Source organism: Streptomyces sp. 1-11, assembly GCF_007176755.1.
In the GTDB taxonomy this organism is placed as follows: Bacteria; Actinomycetota; Actinomycetes; order Streptomycetales; family Streptomycetaceae; genus Streptomyces.
In genome coordinates this window covers 60,391-82,427 of the sequence record NZ_BJTV01000010.1, presented here as the reverse complement: position 1 = coordinate 82,427, position 22,037 = coordinate 60,391, and the positions used below count along the sequence as shown (strand labels likewise).

Annotated in this window: 16 protein-coding genes; 7 read left to right on the top strand and 9 right to left on the bottom strand. The window is 73.8% G+C overall.

The features are described from left to right. Window positions 1-13: 13 nt before the first annotated feature. Window positions 14-3,034, top strand: a complete 3,021-nt coding sequence (locus tag TNCT1_RS21925; RefSeq protein ID WP_143634793.1) for a glycoside hydrolase family 38 C-terminal domain-containing protein — start codon at window positions 14-16, stop codon at window positions 3,032-3,034. Window positions 3,035-3,242: 208 nt separating this feature from the next. On the opposite strand, the gene TNCT1_RS21920 is transcribed toward TNCT1_RS21925, so the two are convergent. After that, window positions 3,243-4,664: a lipase maturation factor family protein gene (locus TNCT1_RS21920; RefSeq protein ID WP_143634791.1), complete on the bottom strand. Its 1,422-nt coding sequence runs from the start codon at window positions 4,662-4,664 to the stop codon at window positions 3,243-3,245. A gap of 165 nt (window positions 4,665-4,829) precedes the next feature. Between TNCT1_RS21920 and TNCT1_RS21915 the strand changes: the two genes are divergently transcribed. Next, complete coding sequence (locus tag TNCT1_RS21915) at window positions 4,830-6,929, top strand: SpoIIE family protein phosphatase (protein ID WP_143634789.1); 2,100 nt, start codon at window positions 4,830-4,832, stop codon at window positions 6,927-6,929. A gap of 40 nt (window positions 6,930-6,969) precedes the next feature. Continuing rightward, entirely contained in the window at window positions 6,970-7,833 is an 864-nt protein-coding gene (locus TNCT1_RS21910) for an Fpg/Nei family DNA glycosylase (protein ID WP_143634787.1), read from the top strand. Between the two features lie 168 nt (window positions 7,834-8,001). On the opposite strand, the gene TNCT1_RS21905 is transcribed toward TNCT1_RS21910, so the two are convergent. From TNCT1_RS21905 to TNCT1_RS21895, 3 genes are all read right to left on the bottom strand, one after another. After that, complete coding sequence (locus TNCT1_RS21905; RefSeq protein WP_143634785.1) at window positions 8,002-8,655, bottom strand: zf-HC2 domain-containing protein; 654 nt, start codon at window positions 8,653-8,655, stop codon at window positions 8,002-8,004. A 195-nt stretch (window positions 8,656-8,850) separates the two neighbouring features. Then, window positions 8,851-9,375, bottom strand: coding sequence for a hypothetical protein (locus TNCT1_RS21900; RefSeq protein ID WP_143634783.1), 525 nt, complete (start codon window positions 9,373-9,375; stop codon window positions 8,851-8,853). Between the two features lie 152 nt (window positions 9,376-9,527). Next, complete coding sequence (locus TNCT1_RS21895) at window positions 9,528-10,076, bottom strand: sigma-70 family RNA polymerase sigma factor (RefSeq protein ID WP_143634781.1); 549 nt, start codon at window positions 10,074-10,076, stop codon at window positions 9,528-9,530. Window positions 10,077-10,318: 242 nt separating this feature from the next. Here TNCT1_RS21895 and TNCT1_RS21890 point away from each other — a divergent pair, with 242 nt between their 5' ends. Then, window positions 10,319-11,458, top strand: a complete 1,140-nt coding sequence (locus tag TNCT1_RS21890) for a CapA family protein (RefSeq protein WP_143634778.1) — start codon at window positions 10,319-10,321, stop codon at window positions 11,456-11,458. On the opposite strand, the gene TNCT1_RS21885 is transcribed toward TNCT1_RS21890, so the two are convergent. Both TNCT1_RS21885 and TNCT1_RS21880 read right to left on the bottom strand, forming a co-directional pair. Further along, window positions 11,459-12,904 (bottom strand): amino acid permease, encoded by a 1,446-nt coding sequence (locus TNCT1_RS21885; RefSeq protein ID WP_143634776.1) that lies wholly within the window; start codon window positions 12,902-12,904, stop codon window positions 11,459-11,461. A gap of 233 nt (window positions 12,905-13,137) precedes the next feature. Next, window positions 13,138-13,608: a universal stress protein gene (locus tag TNCT1_RS21880; RefSeq protein WP_143634774.1), complete on the bottom strand. Its 471-nt coding sequence runs from the start codon at window positions 13,606-13,608 to the stop codon at window positions 13,138-13,140. A gap of 198 nt (window positions 13,609-13,806) precedes the next feature. Here TNCT1_RS21880 and lysX point away from each other — a divergent pair, with 198 nt between their 5' ends. Then, the gene (lysX, locus tag TNCT1_RS21875) at window positions 13,807-17,097 is read left to right on the top strand and encodes a bifunctional lysylphosphatidylglycerol synthetase/lysine--tRNA ligase LysX (RefSeq protein WP_143634772.1); all 3,291 of its coding nucleotides are present in this window, start codon (window positions 13,807-13,809) and stop codon (window positions 17,095-17,097) included. A gap of 104 nt (window positions 17,098-17,201) precedes the next feature. Further along, window positions 17,202-18,035, top strand: coding sequence for a polysaccharide deacetylase family protein (locus TNCT1_RS21870; RefSeq protein ID WP_143634770.1), 834 nt, complete (start codon window positions 17,202-17,204; stop codon window positions 18,033-18,035). 27 nt (window positions 18,036-18,062) lie between these two features. Here TNCT1_RS21870 and TNCT1_RS21865 read toward each other — a convergent pair whose 3' ends face one another. Beyond that, complete coding sequence (locus TNCT1_RS21865; RefSeq protein WP_143634768.1) at window positions 18,063-18,746, bottom strand: class F sortase; 684 nt, start codon at window positions 18,744-18,746, stop codon at window positions 18,063-18,065. A gap of 332 nt (window positions 18,747-19,078) precedes the next feature. Between TNCT1_RS21865 and TNCT1_RS21860 the strand changes: the two genes are divergently transcribed. Further along, the gene (locus TNCT1_RS21860; RefSeq protein ID WP_143635107.1) at window positions 19,079-20,209 is read left to right on the top strand and encodes a hypothetical protein; all 1,131 of its coding nucleotides are present in this window, start codon (window positions 19,079-19,081) and stop codon (window positions 20,207-20,209) included. Window positions 20,210-20,348: 139 nt separating this feature from the next. Here TNCT1_RS21860 and TNCT1_RS21855 read toward each other — a convergent pair whose 3' ends face one another. Then, complete coding sequence (locus TNCT1_RS21855; RefSeq protein WP_143634766.1) at window positions 20,349-21,113, bottom strand: DUF4239 domain-containing protein; 765 nt, start codon at window positions 21,111-21,113, stop codon at window positions 20,349-20,351. A gap of 30 nt (window positions 21,114-21,143) precedes the next feature. Further along, the gene (locus tag TNCT1_RS36690; RefSeq protein WP_268894180.1) at window positions 21,144-21,272 is read right to left on the bottom strand and encodes a hypothetical protein; all 129 of its coding nucleotides are present in this window, start codon (window positions 21,270-21,272) and stop codon (window positions 21,144-21,146) included. Window positions 21,273-22,037 lie beyond the last annotated feature (765 nt).

Genomic DNA, 22,037 nt, shown 5'->3' with positions numbered 1-22,037 from the left:
GGGAGCACCCCGCATGCATGACGACCGCAGCCTGGTCGAAGCCCGTCTCCGGCGCGTCCTCGACGAACGCCTCCGCCCCGCCGTGTACCCAGAGTCCGTGCCGCTGCGGGTCGCCGTCTGGCACGCGCCCGGCGAGCCCGTGCCGGTGGCGGAAGGGCTCGCGGCCGAGCCCGAGCCGATCGAGGTGGGCGCCCGGTGGGGCGCGCCCTGGGGCACGAGCTGGTTCCGGGTCACCGGGACCGTCCCCGAGGCCTGGGCGGGCCGGACCGTCGAGGCCCTGCTCGACCTCGGCTTCGACGAGAACATGCCCGGCTTCCAGTGCGAGGGCCTGGTCTACCGGCCCGACGGCACCCCGGTGAAGGGCCTCAACCCGCGCAACCAGTGGGTGCGCGTCGGCGCCCCCGTGGACGGCGGGGAGGAGGTGCGCCTGCACGTCGAGGCGGCCTCCAACCCCGTCATCCTCGACTACCACCCCTTCCGGCCCACCCGGCTCGGCGACAAGGACACCGCCGGGCACGAGCCGCAGTACACGCTCACCCGCATGGACCTCGCCGTGTTCGACGAGACGGTGTGGCGGCTGGTGCTGGATCTGGAGGTGCTGGGCGAGCTGATGGCCGAGCTGCCGGAGGACTCCGCCCGCCGGCACGACATCCTGCGCGCCGTGGACCGGGCCCTCGACCTCGTCGACCTCCAGGACGTGAACGGCACCGCGGAGCGCGCGGGGGCCGCGCTCGCCGGGGTCCTGGCCGCCCGGGCCGTGCCCTCCGCGCACCGGATCAGCGCCGTCGGGCACGCGCACATCGACTCCGCGTGGCTGTGGCCGCTGCGGGAGACCGTGCGCAAGGTGGCCCGCACGACCGCCAACATGACCGCGCTGATCGAGGACGAGCCGGAGTTCGTCTTCGCCATGTCCCAGGCCCAGCAGTGGGCGTGGGTGAAGGAGCACCGGCCCGAGGTGTGGGCGCGGGTGCGCAAGGCCGTGGCGGAGGGGCGGTTCGTGCCGGCCGGCGGGATGTGGGTCGAGTCGGACACCAACATGCCCGGCTCGGAGGCCATGGCCCGGCAGTTCGTGCACGGCAAGCGGTTCTTCCTCGACGAGTTCGGCATCGAGAACGAGGAGGCCTGGCTGCCCGACACCTTCGGCTTCGCCGCCGGGCTCCCGCAGATCATCCGGGCGGCCGGGTCCAAGTGGCTGCTGACCCAGAAGATCTCCTGGTCGCGGACGAACAGCTTCCCGCACCACACCTTCCACTGGGAGGGCATCGACGGCACCCGGATCTTCACGCACTTCCCGCCGGTCGACACCTACAACTGCTCGATGCGGGGCGGCGAGATCGCCCACGCGGCACGGAACTTCAAGGAGAAGGGCCGGGCCCGGCACTCCCTGGCCCCGACCGGCTGGGGCGACGGGGGCGGCGGCACCACCCGCGAGATGGTCGCCAAGGCGGCCCGGCTGCGTGACCTGGAGGGCTCCGCGACCGTCGCCTGGGAGACACCCCGGGCCTTCTTCGAGAAGGCCGAGGCCGAGTACCCCGAACCACCCGTCTGGGTCGGCGAGCTCTACCTCGAACTGCACCGCGCCACCCTCACCAGCCAGGCCAGGACCAAGCAGGGCAACCGCCGCAGCGAGCACCTGCTGCGCGAGGCCGAACTGTGGGCCGCCACCGCGGCCGTCCGCACCGGCTTTCCCTACCCCTACGGGGAACTGGACCGGATCTGGAAGACGGTCCTGCTGCACCAGTTCCACGACATCCTCCCGGGCTCGTCCATCGCCTGGGTGCACCGCGAGGCCCGGGCGACGTACGAGCGGGTCGCCGCCGAGCTGACCGGGATCATCGAGGCCGCGCAGGGCGCGCTGGCGGGCGAGGGCGCGACGCCCCTGGTGTTCAACGCCGCCCCGCACGCCCGCGCCGGCGTGCCGGCCGGGGGCGCGGCGGCCGCCCGGACGACGGGCGGCACCACGCTGTCGCCCCGCCCCGACGGCGGGCACGTACTGGACAACGGGCGCCTGCGGGTCGGGATCGACGCCCGCGGCCTGGTCGTCTCCGTCCACGACGCCGCGACCGACCGCGAGACCGTCGCCCCGGGCCGCGCGGCCAACCTGCTCCAGCTGCACCCCGACTTCCCGAACATGTGGGACGCCTGGGACGTCGACGAGTTCTACCGCAACACCGTCACGGACCTCACGGAGGCCGACTCGGTGACCGCGGCCGGCGACGGCGCCTCGGTGCGGGTCGTGCGGTCCTTCGGAGCCTCTCGGGTGACACAGGTGCTGTCGCTGCCACCGGGGGAGCGGCGGCTGGTGATCGATACCGAGGTCGACTGGCACGAGACGGAGAAGTTCCTGAAGCTCGCCTTCCCGCTCGACGTGCACGCCGAACGCTACGCGTCCGAGACCCAGTTCGGGCACGTCCACCGGCCCACCCACACCAACACCTCCTGGGAGGCCGCCAAGTTCGAGGCCTGCAACCACCGCTTCGTCCACCTGGAGGAGCCCGGCTGGGGCGTGGCGCTGGTGAACGACTCGACGTACGGCCACGACGTGACCCGCACGGTCCGCACGGACGGCGACCGCGGCACGACGACCACGGTGCGCGCCTCCCTGCTGCGGGCCCCGCGCTTCCCCGACCCCGAGACCGACCAGGGCGTCCACCGCTTCCGGCACGCCCTGGTCCCCGGCGCGGCGGTCGCGGTCGCCGTCCGCGAGGGCTGGCGGATCAACCTGCCGGAGCGGCGCGTCACCGGGGCCCGCGAGGTCGCCCCGCTGGTCACGGTGGACGACGACGCGGTCGTCGTCACGGCCGTGAAGCTGGCCGACGACGGCAGCGGCGACGTCGTGGTCCGCTTCCACGAGGCCCACGGAGGCCGTGCCCGCGCCACCCTCACGGCCGGCTTCGAGGTCGGCGGCGTCACGGTGACGGACCTCCTGGAGCGTCCGGCCGCCGGGACTCCCGCGCCGGAACGGGACGGGAACCGGATCACCGTACGGCTCAGGCCGTTCGAGCTGATGACGCTGCGTCTCACCAGGCGCTGAGCGGACGCCTCGCGGCTGCGCGGCCGGGCGGAGGCCGGTCGCGCGCCCCGGGGCGCCGGCGCGGGGACGGCCCGGCCGCGGCGCTCCGGCTCACCGCAGGCGGCCGGCTACGCCCGGGTGTGCGAGACGGCGCGGGAGCTGACCCGGCGGCTCGTCCCGGCCGAGCGCACCGCCCGCCGCGTCTACGGCCGGTGAGCCGGTCACCGCGCTAGGACCGCCGCGCGGCCCCCGCGAGCCGGGTCGGCGGCAGGTACTCGCGTACGAACGTCCGCTCCCAGCAGGCCCCGGTCGCCCGCAGCTCCCGCCACGTGGTGTAGCGGTAGCGGAAGAGACGGGCCCGGACGAACCGGGGCGGGGTGTCCCGCGGGAAGGGCGAGCGGCGCAGCAGCCTCAGGGTGTCGCGGTCGTTCTCCAGCAGCCGCTCCACCAGCCGGCCGAACCAGTCGCCGGCGTAGCCCGGGGACAGCGCGGCGAACCACATCAGCCAGTCCAGGCGCAGGTGGTAGGGCGCGAAGGGGCGCGGCCAGTGCCGCGGGTCGCCCGGCTTGCCCTTGAACTCGTACTCCAGCCACCGCGAGTCCTCCCGGGGCGCGTCGTCCAGCGTGCCCTCGATCACCACCTCGTACCGGACCCGGCTGACGCTGCCGAAGGCGCCGTAGGTGTTCACCAGGTGCAGCGGGTCGAAGGACCGGTTCATGACCTGGCGCCGGGAGACCATGTTCAGCACCGGGCGGTGGCTGAGGAACAGCAGCAGCGCGGCGACGGCCAGGACCAGCACCTCGTACCAGAGCGGGGCCGCCGGCAGGGACGGCGCCGTCGCCGGCAGCCGCAGCGCGGACAGCGCCAGCACGATGGTGATCCAGTTCAGCCAGGCGAAGTTCCCGGACAGCACCAGCCACAACTGGGTGACGATCATCAGCGCGGCCGCGGCCGAGGCGACCGGCTGCGGGGCGAACAGCAGGAACGGCACCACGAGCTGGGTCAGGTGGTTGGCGGCCACCTCCACGCGGTGCAGCGGCTTCGGCAGGTGGTGGAAGAACCAGCTCAGCGGGCCGGGCATCGGCTGGGTCTCGTGGTGGTAGTCCAGGCAGGTCAGCTTGCGCCAGCACGCGTCGCCCCGCAGCTTGATCAGCCCGGCCCCGAACTCGACCCGGAACAGGATCCAGCGCAGCAAAAACAGCACGACCACGGGCGGCGCGATCTCGTCGTTGCCGAGGAAGGCCGCCAGGAAGCCGGTCTCCAGCAGCAGCGACTCCCAGCCGAAGGAGTACCAGGTCTGCCCCACGTTGACGACCGACAGGTACAGCGCCCACGGCACGAGCCACAGCAGGATGCCGCCCCACAGCGGCAGAGCCGAGTCCGCCCCGGCGAGCAGCGCCGCCGACACCGCGCACCCCGCCCAGGCGGCGGCCGCGAAGAAGCGGTCGGAGTAGTGCAGGTGGAACAGGCTGGGCGCCCGCCGGAAGGGCACCCGCGCGGTGAAGCGGGGGACCGGCAGCATGCCGCGCTCGCCCAGCAGGGCCCGGAACTGCAGGGCGGCCACCAGGAACGCGACCAGGTAGAGCCCGGCGAGCGCCCGCTGGAGGACCAGCCGGCTCAGCCAGTAGTCGGGTGCGGTGAACCAGTCCACAACTGCGCTCCTGCCTGGGTCGTGGCCACCGCGACGAGGGTGCCCAGTGGCGCGGAGGGCCCGTGACACCGTGTACCGCACGCGTCCGCCTGCGTAACACGGCCGGGTGGGACGGGCCGCGCACGCCCACTCGAAGAATCAGGCAAATGCTGGCAAGGTGGGCGCATGGCTGATCGGGGAGCGAGCGCCCCGTCTCTCCCGGAGGACTGGCCCGCCCACCCGGACCCGGTCCTGGCGCTCAACAACATGGGCAGCTTCGACTGGGACCTGGACACCGGTCTGTTCAGCATGGACGCGCAGGCGCACGAGGTCTTCGACATGCGCCCCGACGAGTACGACGGCAACCCCGGGACGCTCGCCGTACGGGTGCCGCCCGCCGAGGCGCACCGGCTGGACACGCTGGTGTCCCTGGCCATCAAGGACGGGCGGGAGAACTACGGCGCGTACTTCCGCGTCCGGCGCCGTGACGGCAGCCTGCGCTGGACCCACACCCAGGGCTTCATACGGCGGGACGAGACCGGCCGCCCGCGCCGCATCATCGGGATCGTCCGGGACGCCACCGAGGAACTGGAGGAGAGCGAGAGCGCGGGCAGCCGTGACTCCGCAGCCCTGGACGCCGCACGCCGCGACCAGACCAACGTCGTCCAGATCGCCACCGCCGCGCTCGCCCACGCCCGCACCGTCCAGGACGTCATCGACGTCGTCACGGACACCCACGGCCTGACCCTGCTCGGCTCCAGGAGCATGGTCCTCGGGCTGGTCGAGGCGGGCCGCATCCGGCTGGTCGCGGAGGGCCCCGCGGGCAGCTTCGTGCCCGGCACCCGGGTCACCCGCACGGACGAGCCCTACCCGATGAGCGAGGCGGTGCGGACCCTCAGCCCGTGCTTCATCGAGTCGCCGGAGGAGTTCGCCGAGCGCTTCCCGGCGCTGTGGTCGCACATCACCGGCCTGCGGATCACCTCCGCCGCCTACCTGCCGCTGATCGCCCAGGCCCGCCCGATCGGCGCGATGGGCCTGCTCTACGACGACCGGCGCGGCTTCTCCACGGAGGAGCGCAACGTGCTCGTCGCGCTCGGCAGCAGCATCGCGCAGAGCCTGCAGCGGGCCATGCTCTACGAGCAGGAGAAGGACCTCGCCCAGGGCCTGCAGCAGGCCATGCTGCCCCGCACCATCCCCAGCGTGCCCGGCGCCGACGTCGCCGTCCGCTACCGTGCCGCGGCCGTCGGCGGCACCCTCGGCCGGGACATCGGGGGCGACTGGTACGACCTGATCCCGCTGCCCGGGGGCCGGGTCGGCGCGGTGATCGGCGACGTCCAGGGCCACGACACCCACGCGGCCGCCGTGATGGGCCAGCTCCGGATCGTGCTGCGCGCCTACGCCGCCGAGGGCCACACCCCGGCGACCGTCATGGCCCGCGCCTCCGTCTTCCTGCGCGACCTCGACACCGACCGCTTCGCCACCTGCCTGTACGCCGAGGCCGACCTGGCCACCGGGGTCGTCCAGGTGGTCCGCGCCGGGCACATCGACCCGCTGGTCCGCTACGCCGACGGCACCTGCCGCCGCGTCCCGGTGGAGGGCGGCCTGCCGCTCGGGCTGTCCGCCGAGTTCGGCCGGCTCGAGTATCCCGTCTGCACCCTCGAACTCGACCCGTGCGACACCCTGCTGCTGTGCACCGACGGGCTCGTCGAGCAGCCCGGCACCGATCTCGACGACGGCGTGCGCGCCCTGACCGCCCTGATCGCCGAGGGCCCAGAGGACGTGCGCGCGCTCGCCAACCGGCTGATAGCGGCGGCCGAGGCGCGCGGCGGCGACGACGACGTGGCTCTGCTCCTGCTGCGCCGCCGCGCCCCGGAGGCGGCGCGGGCCGGCGGCCGGTTCCAGCAGCACGTGGCGCCCGGCGACCCCGAGGCGCTCAGGCAGGCCCGGCACCTGATCCGCGCCGCCGTCCGGGGCTGGGGCGCACGGGAGCGGGCCGACGACATCGAGCTGGTCGCCGACGAACTGATCACCAACGCCCTCATGCACACCGAGGGCGCCGCGATCGTCACCCTGCGGGCCCTGGAGGGCAGCGACCGGCGGCTGCGGGTCGAGGTGGAGGACTCCTCCAGCGCCCTGCCGCGCCGCCGCGACGCGGGGGAGGACGGCGTCTCCGGCCGCGGGCTGCTCCTGGTGGAGCGGCTCGCCGACGTGTGGGGCGTGGAGGCGCGTGGCGGCGGCAAGGCCGTGTGGAGCGAGTTCCGGGTGCCGCGGCGGGCGGCCGTCTGACCTGCGTGGCGCCGCGGGCGCCGGATGGCACCCTGGAACCATGCCGGAACTGCCCGAGGTAGAAGCGCTGAAGGACTTCCTCACCGAGCACCTGGTCGGCCGCCGCGTGGTGCGGGTGCTCCCGGTCGCCGTCAGCGTCCTGAAGACGTACGACCCCCCGGTCACCGCGATCGAGGACAGCGAGGTCACGGCCGTGCGGCGGTACGGCAAGTTCCTCGGTCTGGCCACGGGCGACGGACTGCACCTGGTGACCCACCTGGCCCGCGCCGGCTGGCTGCAGTGGCGGGACCGGCTGCCCGACGGCCCGCCCCGGCCGGGCAAGGGCCCGCTCGCGCTGCGCGTCGCGCTGGAGACGGGCGAGGGCTTCGACCTCACCGAGGCCGGCACCCAGAAACGCCTCGCGGTGTACGTCGTGCACGATCCGGAGGAGGTCCCGGGCCTCGCCCGGCTCGGCCCCGACCCGCTCGCCCCGGACTTCGACGCCGGCCGGCTCGCCGCCCTGCTGAAGGACGAGAGACGGCAGCTCAAGGGCGCGCTGCGCGACCAGTCCCTGATCGCGGGCGTGGGCAACGCCTACAGCGACGAGATCCTGCACGCCGCGAAGATGTCCCCGTTCAAGCTCGCCGCGTCCCTGACCCCGCAGGAGATCCAGCGGCTCCACGAGGCCCTGCGCGGCACCCTCACCGAGGCGGTCGAGCGCTCGCGCGGCCTGGCCGCCGGACGGCTGAAGGCGGAGAAGAAGAGCGGTCTGCGGGTGCACGGCCGCACCGGCGAGCCCTGCCCGGTCTGCGGCGACACCATCCGCGAGGTGTCCTTCAGCGACTCATCGCTCCAGTACTGCCCGACCTGCCAGACGGGCGGCAAGCCGCTGGCCGACCGCAGGCTCTCCCGGCTGCTGAAATGAGACACGCCCGGCCTGCCCGGCCTGCCCGGCACGCCCGGCTCACCCGGATCGCCCGACCTGCCCGGCCCACCCGGACCGCCCGATACGACCGGGCCGTCCGGTGGAACGGCACGCGCGGCCGTCGCCGTCGGCGTGCGTCCGGCGGCCCCGGCACCCGGGGCGCCGCGCCTACCGGGGGGTGAGCGACACCAGCGGCTGGCCGTCCGCGGTGCGCACGTCGTAGCGGGCGATCTGGTCCGGACGCATCGAGGAGCCGGCCATGGTCGTGGTCGTCCCGCTGTCGTCGGCGCCCACCGTCCAGCCGGAGACCGTCTGCTCCGAGCCGTCGCGGCCGACGACCACGAGCCGGCAGGAGTGCGGCCCCGAGCCGTCCTTCACGTCCAGCCGCATCCGGCTGCCCAGGTCCCCGTCCTCCGTGGTCACCTGAGCCCACACCCCGGTGCCCGGGTCGGTCGCCGCGGTCACCCGGGCGGCCGGAGCGCCGTGCGCGGTGTGCAGCACGACCCCCGGTCCGGCCACCGCCAGCACCACCGAGGCCGCCAGGCCGTACAGGATGCGGCGGCGCCGGGCGCGGTGCCGGAGCGCCAGTTCGCCCAGCAGCCGCTCCAGCAGCCGGGGGCCGGGCTGCGCCACGGGCTGCACGAAGCGCGGCGTGGCCCGGCGGTACAGCATCAACTGCCGTGCCGCGGGGCCGAATTCGGTCACCTGTGCCGCGCACCGGGGGCACTCCATGAGGTGGTCCTCGAAGCGGAAGGCCTCCGCCTCGTCCAGCACGCCGAGCGCGTACGCGCCGACGTCGCGATGCCGTTCCAGGGACCTCATGCCGAATCCTCGTGCCGATGGGTGCGGGTGGGGTTACTCCTTGCTCCCACCCGTACGCAGCGGACAACCGAATCACTCAAGGCGCGCACCGAATCGTGACCAAGAGATTCGTAGCGGCGCGCCCCACGGATTGGTGTGATTTCCGGAAAACCTCGAAGCCGGCCGAAGCGGAGGTCAGGGCGTCGGCCGGGGCCCTCAGAACAGGTGGATGGCGAGATGGCCGAGGGGCAGTCCGAGCCGCCAGGCGGGGGTCCACACCTTCGGTCCGTCGTCCTCGCCGGACACCGCGCCGCCGCCCGGCACCGCGTCCAGATCGGGCGCGAGCAGCTCGGTCTCCTCCAGCCAGCGCCAGGCCTCGGCGGCGAGCGCCAGGTCCGGCGAGGGCGCGGCGGCCGCGGACTCCCCGGCGGCCAGCTCGGCCATCCGCCGGCCCACCCACTCCTGCCACGGCTGGTCGTACGCCGTCAGCGACAGCCAGTTCTCCAGCTGGGAGATCACCCGGATGCCGGAGAGCTCGCCGTCGGTGTCGGAGAGGAAGACGGTCAGCGCCAGGGCGTCCCGCCCGGCCCGGAACTCGAAGGACGTCGGCGGCATCAGATCGCCGGTGCGCAGCAGCTCGTCGGCGATGTACTCGGCGTACAACCAGGCCATCGGGACGGCCAGTTCACCACCGCCGGTGCCGTCGCCGCCGTCGGTGCTCTCATGACCTCGGTGCCGCATCCCTTCCTGCCTTCCTCCGGTGCGTGCGCGTCGCCCGAACCCCCGGACCCGCCAGGGCCCGGCCCCCTCCGGAAACGCGGATGAGGACAGCTCATGGCCCGAACGGGGTTCTCAGCAAGGCGCTTTACCGAGGCTTGACCCGGCAGCCGGTTTCACCGCAGGTCGGCCGCATAACCCGGAAGGACCCGGCGCAGGGCGCGCAGCGCGTAGTACGCGCGGGATTTCACGGTACCGGGTGGAATGCCGAGGATCCGCGCGGCCTCCGCCACGCTGGCCCCGCGGAAGTACACGAGTACCAGTACGTCACGGTGTTCCGGCGTGAGTGTCTTCACAGCCTCCCGGACGTCGAGCGCCGCGGTGGCCCGTTCGGCGTGGTCGGCGGTCACCCGCGCGTTCTCCGGCACCTCGTCGCCGACCTCCGGCGGCCGCGCCTGCCGGGCCCGCCGCGCGTCGATCGCGAGCCTGCGGGCGACGGTCAGCAGCCAGGGCCGTACCGAGTCGAAGTCGGCCGCGTGCAGGGCCTCCGGATGCTGCCAGGCGCGTACCAGGGTCTCCTGCACGAGGTCCTCGGCACGCTGCCGGTCTCCGTCGCTCAGCCGCAGCAGCAGCGCGAAGAGGGGGCCGCCGTGCTCGCGCTGGAGTGCGGCGAGCTCGTGCTCGGCGGTCGTCGTCCCGTGGGGAAGTGAGGTTCCGGCCGTCATGGCCGTATGGCAGCGCAGGGCGTCGCCGGGGGACAGGGGGCGCGCGCCGCTGTGCGACGGACGGTCCGATCGCGTCGGTGAGCGGTCGCGCGAGCGTGCGCGCACCGGCGCGGGCGGCACCGGATGGGCTAATTCCGGGCGCCCGTCCGTTTGCGCCGGGCGCGGGATTCATACCCATATGCCCGTCACGGCTTTGCCGGTGAACGAGAAGTCCGCAGTGACGACGATGCTGGGGTGAACCGATGATCGCACGCAGGCATCAGGTGGCGCTGGCGCTGACCGCCCTGCTCGCCGCCGGGGCCGCCTGCCTGAACCAGGAGCGGCGCGAGCCCGTCGCGGCGGGCCTCCCGGCGCCGCCCGCCGCCCGCGCGGTCACCCTCGTCGCCTCCGGTGGCGTGCTCCCGGACCGCTCGGTCGCCGAACGGGCGGGCTACGACGCCGGAGGCCGCGGCCACGACTACCGCCCGATGCTCTCCGGCGTGGAACCCCTCGTCCACGGGGCCGACCTGGCGCTGTGCCACCTGGAGACCGTCACCGGCGACGGCGCGGACCCCGCGGCCGGCTCGCCGCCGCAGCTCGCCGCCGGCCTCGCCGCGACCGGCTACGACGGCTGCGCCACCGCCTCCGAGCACGCCCTCGACGACGGCGCCCCCGGCATCCTGCGCACCCTGGACACCCTGGACCGGGCCGGCCTGCGGCACACCGGCACCGCCCGCACCGAGGCCGAGTCCCGCTCGGTCGTCCTGTACCGGGCGGGACTGGCCAGGATCGCGCACCTGTCGTACGCCTACGGCACCGACGGCCGGCCGCTCCCCGACGGGCAGCCCTGGGCCCTCAACCCGCTCGACGCCGACCGGATCGTCTCCGACGCCCGCGCCGCCCGGCTGGCCGGCGCCGACCTGGTCGTGGTCTCCGCACACTGGGGCACCGAGTGGCAGGACGCCCCCGACGGGCTCCAGCTCGGGCTGGCGAGGGCCCTGACGGCCTCGACGACCAACGGCCGCCCGGACATCGACCTGATCCTCGGCACCCACGCCCACGTCCCGCAGGCCTACGAGAAGATCAACGGCACCTGGGTGGTCTACGGCCTCGGCGACCAGATCGCCGGCGAGATGTTCAACGACAGGGGCGTGCGGGACTCGCGCGGCAACGAGTCCACCCTCGCCCGGTTCACCTTCGCCCCGCCCGCCGCCCCCGGCGGCCGCTGGCGGGTCACCAAGGCCGAGTTCGTCCCGCAGATGTACGACGTCGACTCCGGGCGGGTGATCGACCTCGGCCGGGCGATCGCCGGCGGCGCCGAGCTGGAGGGGGTGCGCGACCGCATCCGGGATGTGGTCCTCAGCCGCGGGGCGGCCGGGGACGGGTTGGTCATGGGGAACTGATCAGCCCGTCGGGCCGCGCTCGGCCGGCCCGCGCCCGGCGAGCACCGAGCGCCGGTAGGAGTAGCCGAAGTAGATCACGCAGCCGACCACGAACCACACCGCGAACCGCACCCAGGTCTGCCACTGCAGGAACGTGATCAGCCAGATGGAGAAGAGGACCCCGAGCGCCGGCAGGAACGGCATCCACGGCGTGCGGAAGGTGCGCGGCAGGTCCGGCTGCCGGTAGCGCAGCACGATCACCGCCGTGCACACCACGACGAACGCCAGCAGGATGCCGATGTTGGTCAGCTCGGCCGCCTCGCCGATCGGGATGAACCCGGCGATGACCGCCGACGCCGCTCCGACGATCCAGGTCACCCGGGTCGGCACGTGCCGGGTCGGGTGCGTCTTGGCGAACCACCGGGGCAGCAGCCCGTCCCGGGACATGGAGAACCACACCCGGGTCACGCCCAGCATGAACGTGAACATCACGGTGAGGATGCCGATGATCGCGCCCACCGCGATCACGTCGGCCAGCCCGCTCAGCCCGACCGACTTGAACGCCGTGGAGAAGCCGCTCTCGGGGTCGATGTCCTTGTAGTTCTGCATGCCTGTGAGCACCAGGCAGGCCGCCACGTACAGCACCATCGAGATCGCCAGCGAGTAGATGATCGCCTTCGGCATGTGCCGCTGCGCGTCCTTCGACTCCTCGGCGGCGGTCGACATGGCGTCGTAGCCGAACACCGCGAAGAACACGGTTGCCGCGCCGGTGAACGCCCCGCTGACGCCGAACGGGAAGAACGGGTGGTAGTTCGCCGTGCTGATGTGGAACACGCCCACCCCGATCACCAGCAGCACCACCAGCACCTTCAGCGCGACCACGAGCGTCTCGAACCGGGCGGCGCTGCGGATGCCCTGGTTGAGCAGCCAGGCGATCAGCAGGCACAGCAGGGCCGCGAACAGGTCCACCCGGTGCCCGTGGCCCGTGCCCGGGGCGCCCAGCATCCAGGCGGGCAGGTTCGCGCCCATCTCCTCCACCAGGAAGCTGAAGTAGCCGGAGATGCCGATGGCGACCACCGCCACGATCGCCGTGTACTCCAGCAGCAGGTCCCAGCCGATGAACCAGCCCGCGAACTCGCCGAGCACCGCGTAACCGTAGGTGTACGCCGAACCCGCCTTCGGGATCAGCCCCGCGAACTCCGCGTACGACAGCGCGGCGCAGGCGCTGGCGACACCGGCGATGAGGAACGACACCAGCACCGCTGGTCCGGCCGTCTCGTTGGCCACCGTTCCGGCCAGCGTGAAGATGCCGGCGCCGATGATGCCGCCCACCCCGATCGCGGTGAGCTGCCACAGGCCGAGCGACCGCTCCAGCCGGGCGCCCGCGCCCCCGCCGACCTCGGTCTCCTCGATGTGCTCGATGGGTTTGCGGCGGAGAATCCCTTCACCCGCTCGGAGCTTGGCCATGCGATCCACCTCTTCGCCGACGGCAAACGGCTGACGGCGGATCATGATGGCTCAGCGGCGTCCCGTACGGAAGACGCCACGCACGGCCTTCCGGGCCGCCCCCGAGCCGCCCGGGAGGCCGTGGCGCGCCCGGCCGCGGCCCCCGTCCGGCGCCCCGCGCGCTACGGGGCGACCGTCACCGGCCAGCGCCCCGCGCGCCACGGGACGACCGTCACCGTCCGGCGCCCCGCGCGCTACGGGACGACCGTCACCGGCCAGCGCCCCGCCTTCACCAGCCGCACCGCCACCGAGCCGATGATGCGGTGCCCGGCCTGCTCTGAGGCGCCCACCACCACGGCGTCCGCCTTGAGTTCGTCGGCCGCCTTCACCAGGCCGTTGTAGGGGTCGCCGCGGAAGGTGTGGAACTCCCACCGGATGTCGAATATCCCCCGCACCCGCTCGGCCGCCTCCCGGATGTAGGCCACCAGGTCCTCGGCGATCTCGTCGGTCGTCTCCGCGACCGGCGCGCCGAGCGCGGCCCCGGCCGCGAGCACCGGCTGCACGTACACGACGGCCAGCAGCGCGCGCTGCCGGCGGGCCAGGCCGCCCGCGTACGCGGCGGCGCGCAGCGAGGAGTCGGAGCCGTCCACCCCGACCACGATCACCTTGGGTCCGTCGGTACCCCGCTCGAACCGGTGCGCGTGCTGTTCGTGCTGTTCCGTCACGGCCCGAGGCTATCGGAAGCACCCCCTCCGCCCGAAGCACGGGTTCGCGCCCGCCTCGCCCCGCCGCCCCCGGAGCGGCCCGAGGGCGGCCACCCCTTCGCGTGCCAGGCCCGCCCGGTCGCGTGCCGGCCCCCGAGCCCCGCGCGGCGGCGTTCGTCCGACGGGCGGCGCGACCGGGGCCTTCCTAGAGTCGGAACCATGACTGCCACCGCCGGGGCGGCCGCACGGAGGGCTGCCGGCGGGCCGGAGGACCCGGCCGCCGGCGGGCGCCTCGGACGGGTGCCCGAGGCCTTCGCGGCCTTCTTCGCCGCGTGCGGCCTGCTGTGCGCCCTGCTCGCGTTCTTCGCCCCGCTGCGCCGCGCGCTGCGCCCCCTGGTCCGCGCCCTCGACCTGCTTCTGATCCCGATCAGCGCCAACCTCGCCTACGCGGTCTTCCTGTTCCTGCTGGCCGGCGCCACCGCCGCCCGCAAGAAGGTCGCCTGGTGGCTGGTCGTCGTCTACCTGGGCCTGCTGGTGTTCGGCGACGCCCTCGGGCTCGTCCTCGGCCTGTACGGCCAGTCGCTGCCGTCCCTGGTGCTGTGCGCCCTGCTGCTGGGCGTGCTGGTGGTGGCCCGGGGGGAGTTCTGCGCCGCCTCCCGCCACGGCGCCGTGTGGCGGGCCCTGGGCGTGCTGCTCGGCGGCCTCGCCGTGGCCGTCCTGCTCGGCTGGGGCCTGGTCTCGCTGTTCCCCGGCACCCTCCCGCAGAGCCAGCACCTGGCCTGGGCGGCGGACCGGGTGTGCGGCGGGCTGGTCGCCAACAGCGCCTTCGACGGCCGCCCGCCGCGCCGGGTCACCTTCGTCCTCGGCCTGTTCGGCGCGCTCGCCCTGCTGAACGCGGCGGCCGCGCTGTTCCGTTCGCAACGCCTCGAGGCGGCCCTGCACGGCGACGAGGAGGACCGCGTCCGGGCCCTGCTGAGGGCTTACGGCGACCGGGACTCGCTCGGCTACTTCGCCACCCGCCGGGACAAGGCCGTCGTCTTCTCCGCCAGCGGCAAGGCCGCCGTCACCTACCGCGTCGAGGTGGGCGTGTGCCTGGCCAGCGGCGACCCCGTCGGCGACCCCGAGGCCTGGCCGCACGCCATCGCCGCCTGGCTGGACGTGGCCCGCCGGCACGCCTGGGCGCCCGCCGTGATGGGCGCCTCCGAGGACGGCGCCCGCGCCTACGCCCGGGCCGGGCTCGGCGCCCTCCAGCTCGGCGACGAGGCGATCCTGCACGTACCCGGGTTCGACCTGGACGGCCGGGACATGCGCGTCACCCGGCAGGCCGTGCACCGCGTCCGCCGCACCGGCGCCACCTGCCGGGTCCGCCGCCACGCCCAGCTCACCGAACGGGAGACGGAGGAGATCGTCGCCAAGGCCGACGCCTGGCGGGACACCGAGACCGAGCGCGGCTTCTCCATGGCCCTGGACCGGCTCGGCGACGCGGCCGACGGCGACTGCCTGCTGGTGGAGGCCCTCGGCGACGACGGCCGGCTGCTCGCGCTGCTCTCCTTCGTGCCCTGGGGCCGCGACGGGGTCTCCCTGGACCTGATGCGCCGTGACCGCGCCGCGCCCAACGGGGTGATGGAGTTCATGGTCGCCGAACTGTGCGCCGCCGCGCCCAAGCTGGGGGTGCACCGGATCTCCCTCAACTTCGCCGTCTTCCGGTCCGCCTTCGAGGAGGGCGCCCGCATCGGCGCCGGACCGGTCCTGCGGCTCTGGCGCCGGCTGCTGCTGTTCTTCTCCCGGTGGTGGCAACTGGAGGCCCTGTACCGCTCCAACGCCAAGTACCACCCGCAGTGGTACCCGCGCTTCATCTGCTACGGCGACGCCGCCTCCCTCGCCCGCATCGGCCTCGCCTCCGGCATCGCCGAAGGCTTCGTGTCCGTACCCTCCTTGCGCAAACTCCGCGGAAAGGGGCACCCGGAGACAGGGCGGCGGCCCGCCACCACCGAGGGGCCGCCGTCCTCGAGCGCGCTCGGCCTCGACGGAGGGGACGAGGCCGTGGCCGCCGCCCCGGACGCGGGCCTGCCCGACCAGGTCCGCGTCCGGCACCGCACCCTCGGCCGGCTGCGCGCCGCCGGCACCGACCCGTACCCGGTCGGCACGCCCCGGCCCACGCACGCCCTCGCCCGCGTCCCGCAGGGGCAGGACGTCACGGTCGCCGACCGCGTCATGCTGGTCCGCGACTTCGGCGGCATCGTCTTCGTGGCGCTGCGCGACTGGTCGGGCGACCACCAGCTCGCCCTCACCCGCGACCGCTGCGGGCCCGCCCTCGACCGCTTCCGGGCCGACGCCGACATCGGCGACCACATCACCGCGAGCGGGTACGCGTCACGCAGCGACAAGGGCGAGCCCACCGTCTTCGTCCGCTCCTGGCAGCTCACCGGCAAGTGCCTGCACCCGTTGCCCGACAAGCGCCACGGCCTCACCGACCCCGAGGCCCGGGTCCGCCGCCGGCACCTCGACCTGATCACCCGGCCGGACGCCCGCCGGGTGCTGAGCGCCCGCTCCGCCGCCGTGCAGGCGCTGCGCCAGGGCCTGCTGGACCGCGGTTACCTGGAGGTGGAGACGCCGGTGCTCCAGCAGATCCACGGCGGCGCCAACGCCCGGCCCTTCACCACCCACGCCAACGCCTACGACCTCGACCTGTACCTGCGCATCGCCCCGGAGCTGTATTTGAAGCGGCTGTGCGTCGGCGGCCTGGAGAAGGTGTTCGAACTGGGCCGCACCTTCCGCAACGAGGGCGTCTCCCACAAGCACAACCCCGAGTTCACGATGCTGGAGGCCTACCAGGCGCACGCCGACTACGACGTGATGCTCGGCCTGGCCAGAGAACTGGTCCAGGGCGCCGCCCGGGCCGCCCTCGGCGCCCCGGTCGTCCACCGGGACGGCAGGGAGTACGACATCTCCGGCGACTGGCCGGTCAGGACGGTGTACGGCGCGCTCTCCGAGGAACTGGACGAGGAGATCGGCCCCGGCACCGAACTCTTGCGGCTGCACCGGCTGTGCGACCGCGCCGGGGTGCCGTACACCGCCGACGACGGCCCGGGCGACGTGGTCCTGGAGATGTACGAGCGGCTCGTCGAGCAACGCACCCTGCTGCCCACCTTCTACAAGGACTTCCCCACCGACGTCTCCCCGCTCACCCGGCAGCACCGCACCGACCCCAGGCTCGCCGAACGCTGGGACCTGGTCGCCTTCGGCACCGAACTGGGCACCGCCTACTCCGAGCTGACCGACCCCGTCGAACAGCGCCGCCGGCTCACCGCGCAGTCGCTGCTGGCCGCCGGGGGAGACCCCGAGGCGATGGAGCTCGACGAGGACTTCCTCGACGCCCTCGAGTACGCGATGCCGCCCACCGGCGGCCTCGGCCTCGGCGTCGACCGGCTCGTCATGTTCCTCACCGGCCTGACGATCCGCGAGACGCTGCCCTTCCCGCTGGTGCGCCGCGGCCGGCGGCGCTCCTGAGGACCGTTCACCGGACGCCCCGCGTTAAGCCGAACGGGTGCATTGACGCCGCCGCACCGGTGCTGTTGTGGTGCGCCGGTGGCGCGCCGGGCGACTGATGAGTCATGCAGAAGGATCAGTTGTTCACACGGCGCCGCATGCTGCTCGCCGGGTCCGCCGCGCTGGGCGCCGCGGGCACCGCGGGAATCGTCCTGGCCGGCGGCGGAGAGCCGGCCCGCACCGCCGCACCCGTCGCAGGTCCGCAGGCCCGCCAGCAGCTCAAGTCCTCGGCCTTCCGGCTCCAGCCGCTCACCGGGTACGGCCCGCCGCGCGCCGCGCCCCGCAAGCCCAAGGTGCGGCACGAGCCCATCCTGCGCATCTCCGGACGCGGCCGGCAGATGATGCTGACGTTCGACGACGGCCCCAATCCCGCCTACACCCCGCACATCCTGGACACCCTGGCCAAGTACGACGTCCGGGCGATGTTCTTCGTCTGCGGGGAGTGCGTCGTGGACAACCGGGAGCTGCTGGCCCGGATGGCCGACGAAGGGCACGTGGTCGGCAACCACACCTGGACGCATCCGCTGCTGACCACCCTCAGCCGCAAGCAGATCCGCTCCGAGATGGCGCGCACCAGCGACGCCATCGAGGACAGCTACGGCGAGCGCCCCCAGTGGTTCCGCGCGCCCTACGGCGCCTGGAACCGCGCCGCCTTCCAGCTCGGTTCCGAGCTGGGCATGGAGCCGATGGCCTGGACGGTCGACACGACCGACTGGATGACGCCCGGCACCGGCACCATCGTCGACCGGGTGGAGAACGGCGCCGCCCCCGGGGTCGTGGTGCTCTCCCACGACGCCGGGGGCGACCGGTCGCAGAGCGTGAAGGCGATCCGGGAGTACCTGCCCTACCTGCTGGACTCCGGTTACCACCTCACCGTGCCGCCCCGGCGCCTGGCCTGACCGGGCGTCCGCCCGCCCGGCGGCGGATCACTCCACCGCCACCAGGCGGGCGAAGACGACGACGTTGCCGTCGTAGCCGTGCTGCTTGGTGAAGCCGCCGCCGCAGGTGATCACCCGCAGCTCCGGGGCGCCCTTCGAGCCGTACACCCGGTTGCCGGGGAAGCTGCTCTTGGCGAAGACCTCCACGCCGTAGATCTCGAACACGGCGGTCTTCCCGTCCTGGCGCCGGACCTCGACCCGGTTGCCCTTCTTCAGGGCCCCGAGCCCGTAGAAGACGGCCGGCCCCTGCTGGTTGTCGACATGCCCGACGATCACCGCGGTGCCCTTCTCCCCGGGGGACACGGCACCGGTGAACCAGCCCGCCAGGTTGGGGTTCTCCGGCGGCGGAGCCCCCACCCAGCCCTGGGTGTCCAGGCCGACGGGCTGCACCGGCGCGTCGACGTGGATCGCCGGGATCCTGACCCGGTCGACCGGGGAGAACCCCAGCGGGGTGACGGCGGCCGCCACGGCGGCCGGGTCCTGTTCCGGCGTGGCCCGGCTGTCCGCGGCCGCCGCCGACGCGGGCTGCGGCGGGCCGGTGTCGAACTCACCCGAGCCGTTGCGGATGAGCGCGAGACCGGTCAGCAGAACGAGCGCTATCACGCCCCAGGGGGCACGCTTGCGCCGCCGCTCCTCCTCTTCGGCCGGCTCGGCCGGCTCGAACGCGTACATTCGCCTTCCCCTCTCGACGCGGCGGTCACCACGTCTCCACGCATGGGAAAACGCTAAGTCCCGTGCGAGGGGCGGGCGACGGGGTGACGGGCGAACGGGTGGCCCGTCACCTCGTCGGTGCGCCATCCGAGTTGCAGCGCGGAGATATTTTCTGATGCGCCGTGACCTGCGCGAATATCTGATTGTGTGGTTTTCCGTCGGCGTGTCCGATCACCAGAACGGACCATTCTCGATGTGCGGGCGTGTTCCGGGCGTCTGAGGGTCTTGTCCGGAGGTGCTTTCTCGCCGATCGCCCGGGGACCGGACCCGGGGTGCCTCCTGCGGAGGATCACATGCGAAACCAACGTGCCCTGGGGGCCGCGTGCGCTGCGGTCGCCGCGCTCGGGCTCGCCACCGCCCCCGTGGCCGTCGCGGACGGCATCGGGAACGGTGGCGGCACGACGGGCAACACCGGCACCGGGAACACCGGGGCGGTGGTGATCCCCGGAATCGGAAACGGGAACTTCAACGGAGTCCTCCCCGGGAACGGAGTCCTCCCCGGGAACGGGAACTTCCCGGGCAACTTCCCCGGGAACGGAAACGGGAACGGGAACTTCTTCGGGAACGGGAACGCCAGTTTCAACGGGCACATCGACGGCAACTTCAGCGGGCACATCAACGGCCACATCGGCGGTGGCCGGGACAACGACGACTTCGGCCACGGGCGGGGCAACGAGCGCGGGAACGACAACGACCGGGGCAACGGGCGCGGAAACGACAACGACCGGGGCAATGGGCGGGGCGACGACGATTTCGGCAGGGGCAACGGGCGCGGGAACGACAACGACCGCGGCAATGGGCGGGGCGACGACGATTTCGGCAGGGGCAACGGGCGCGGGAACGACAACGACCGCGGCAATGGGCGGGGCGACGACGATTTCGGCAGGGGCAACGGGCGCGGGAACGACAACGACCGCGGCAACGGTCGGGGCAACGGGCGCGGGAACGGCGACTTCGGCAACGGCAGGGGCGACGAGTTCCGCGGCGACGACTCCGGGCACGGCGGCGACTCCGGCGGCCACGGCGAGGGCGACGCCCGCCGGGTCATCGCCTCGCCCGACGTCCTCCCCGCCGGCGGCCGGCTCACCGTGATCGTGAACGGCTGCCGCAGCGGCACCGCGTCCTCGCGGGCCTTCCGCACCATCCACCTCACACCGGTCCGCGACAGCGTCTCGCGCGGTCTCGCCCACGTCGACCGCGACGCCCGGCCCGGACGGTACGAGATCAGGGTCGACTGCGACGGCCGCACGCTGACCCGCCGGGCGGCCTTCACCGTGCTCGGCGGTGTCCAGGGCGGCCTCGGCGGCAGCAGGTCCACCGGCGCCACCCCGGCCGACATGGCCATCGGCGGCGGGATGGTCGCCGCCGCCGTGTTCGGGGGCGGCGCGTTCTGGCTGCGCCGCCGGCCCGACAAGCGCGTCTGACCCCGCACGGCTCCGGCCCCGCCGGAGCCCGGCCCCCGGACTGCCCTCGCCTCGCCCCGGCCCGGTCGTGCGGCCGGGGCGAAGTCGCGCGGTGCGGCGGGCCGGCGTTCCGGACCGGCGGTCCTGACCGGGCGGCGGACTACGCGCCGGCGCCCGGGATCAGGGTGAGGAACGGCTCGGCGGTCGCCGCGATGCCCCGGCTGTAGGGGGCGTCGAAGTCCCAGATGAGGAACAGCATGAAGGCGATGGTCGCGGAGAACAGCCCGGCCAGCACCAGCTCACGCGCGGTGCGCCGGATCTGCAGGGCGAAGACCATGCCGATGGTGATCACCGCCCCGCTGATCAGCCCCCACCAGACGACGGGCGGCATGGTCGGGCCGGTCGAGTCGGCGCGCGCGTTGCGCGCCTGGTCGGCGGCCGAGATCTGGTCCAGCACCGGCTGGTACGCCTGTGCCTCGAAGTCGTTCCTCGGCTGGTAGTCCGTCACGTCGTGGCGGATCCGGGTCAGCAGCGCGCCGCCGCGCTCGGTGACCTGCCCGCGCTCGGTCATCGACTTCCACTCGGTGGTGACCACGTACCGGGCGTACGCGTCGACATCGGCCCGGATGCGGTCGCGGACGTCGGGCGGGTAGACCCGGACCCGCTCGGAGACCTCGTGCAGCGCCTGGGCCTCGGCCTGCACGTGGTCCTGGGCGGCGCTGCGCGCCTCCCACACGCCCGCGATGGCCAGGCCGAGCACGATCGCGTACACCACGCCGATCCACATCGTCATGTACTCGATGACGTCCGGGGTCTCGCTGGGGTCCTCGTTCTCGGGAGCCCTCCGGTGCCGTACGACGGTGATGACGACCACGACGGCACAGGCCCCCAGCATGGCGAGGACGAGAACAAGCCAATCCGACAACGGTGCCTCCAGAGGTGAGCGGCCGGCGCGTCAGCGCGGACGCAGCGCCGCGACGGCGACGATCGCGGGCACGGTGATGAGCAGGACGTAGGTGACCGGTGAGGTGGGGGAGGGGGGCGTGTGGCGGGCCGGCCGCGGGTGGTAGGCCGGGTAGCTCACCGGGGTCGCGGCGGGCCGCGGGGCCGGTTTCGGGGCCGGTTTCGGGGCGGGCTTCGGGGCGGGTTTCGGCGCCGGCGGCGGCGGGGCGGGCGGGGGCACGGGTCTGGGCCTGGGCCTGGGCGGGGGCGCGGGCGCCGCCGGGGCGGGCCGGGCGGGTGGCCGTGGCTTCGGCGGAGGATCGGGCGTCGGCGTCGGCTCGGGCGTGGGTTTCGGCGTCGGAGTGGGGGTCGGAGTCGGAGTCGGAGTCGGCGTCGGTGTGGGCGTCGGCTCGGGTGTGGGCGTCGGGGTGGGGGTCGGCGGGCACGGGGGCGGGGTGGGTTCCGGGCAGGGCGGGACCGGGGGCCAGTGGCCGTACCCTCCCGCCACGGCCACCGCCACCGTGCCGTCCGGCCCCGTCGAGGCGTACGCACAGGCGTCGGCCGACGCGGTCCCGGCCGGGCAGCCCACCAGGGCCCAGGTCAGTGCCACCAGGGCCAACGCCCTTGCGAGGGGCGCGCATCGGGTCGCTTCGGGTCCTTGCACGACGAAGATCATGAGGCTCGGAGCGGGGCCGTACTCCGCGGTGTGCGGGGATTGATCCGAAGGGATGACAAAACGCCATCAATGGTTTGACGGGGTGAAACGCAGCAACTGGCCGGTTCGACCGCCTTCGTGGCGTCCGCCCCCGGCGCCGCGTCACAGGGAGCGAAAAGAAATTCGCGCCCGGATTGAACGCCGCCACCCCCTCGCCGCGTACCCATGGCCGTGCGGCGGCGCAGCCGGGCG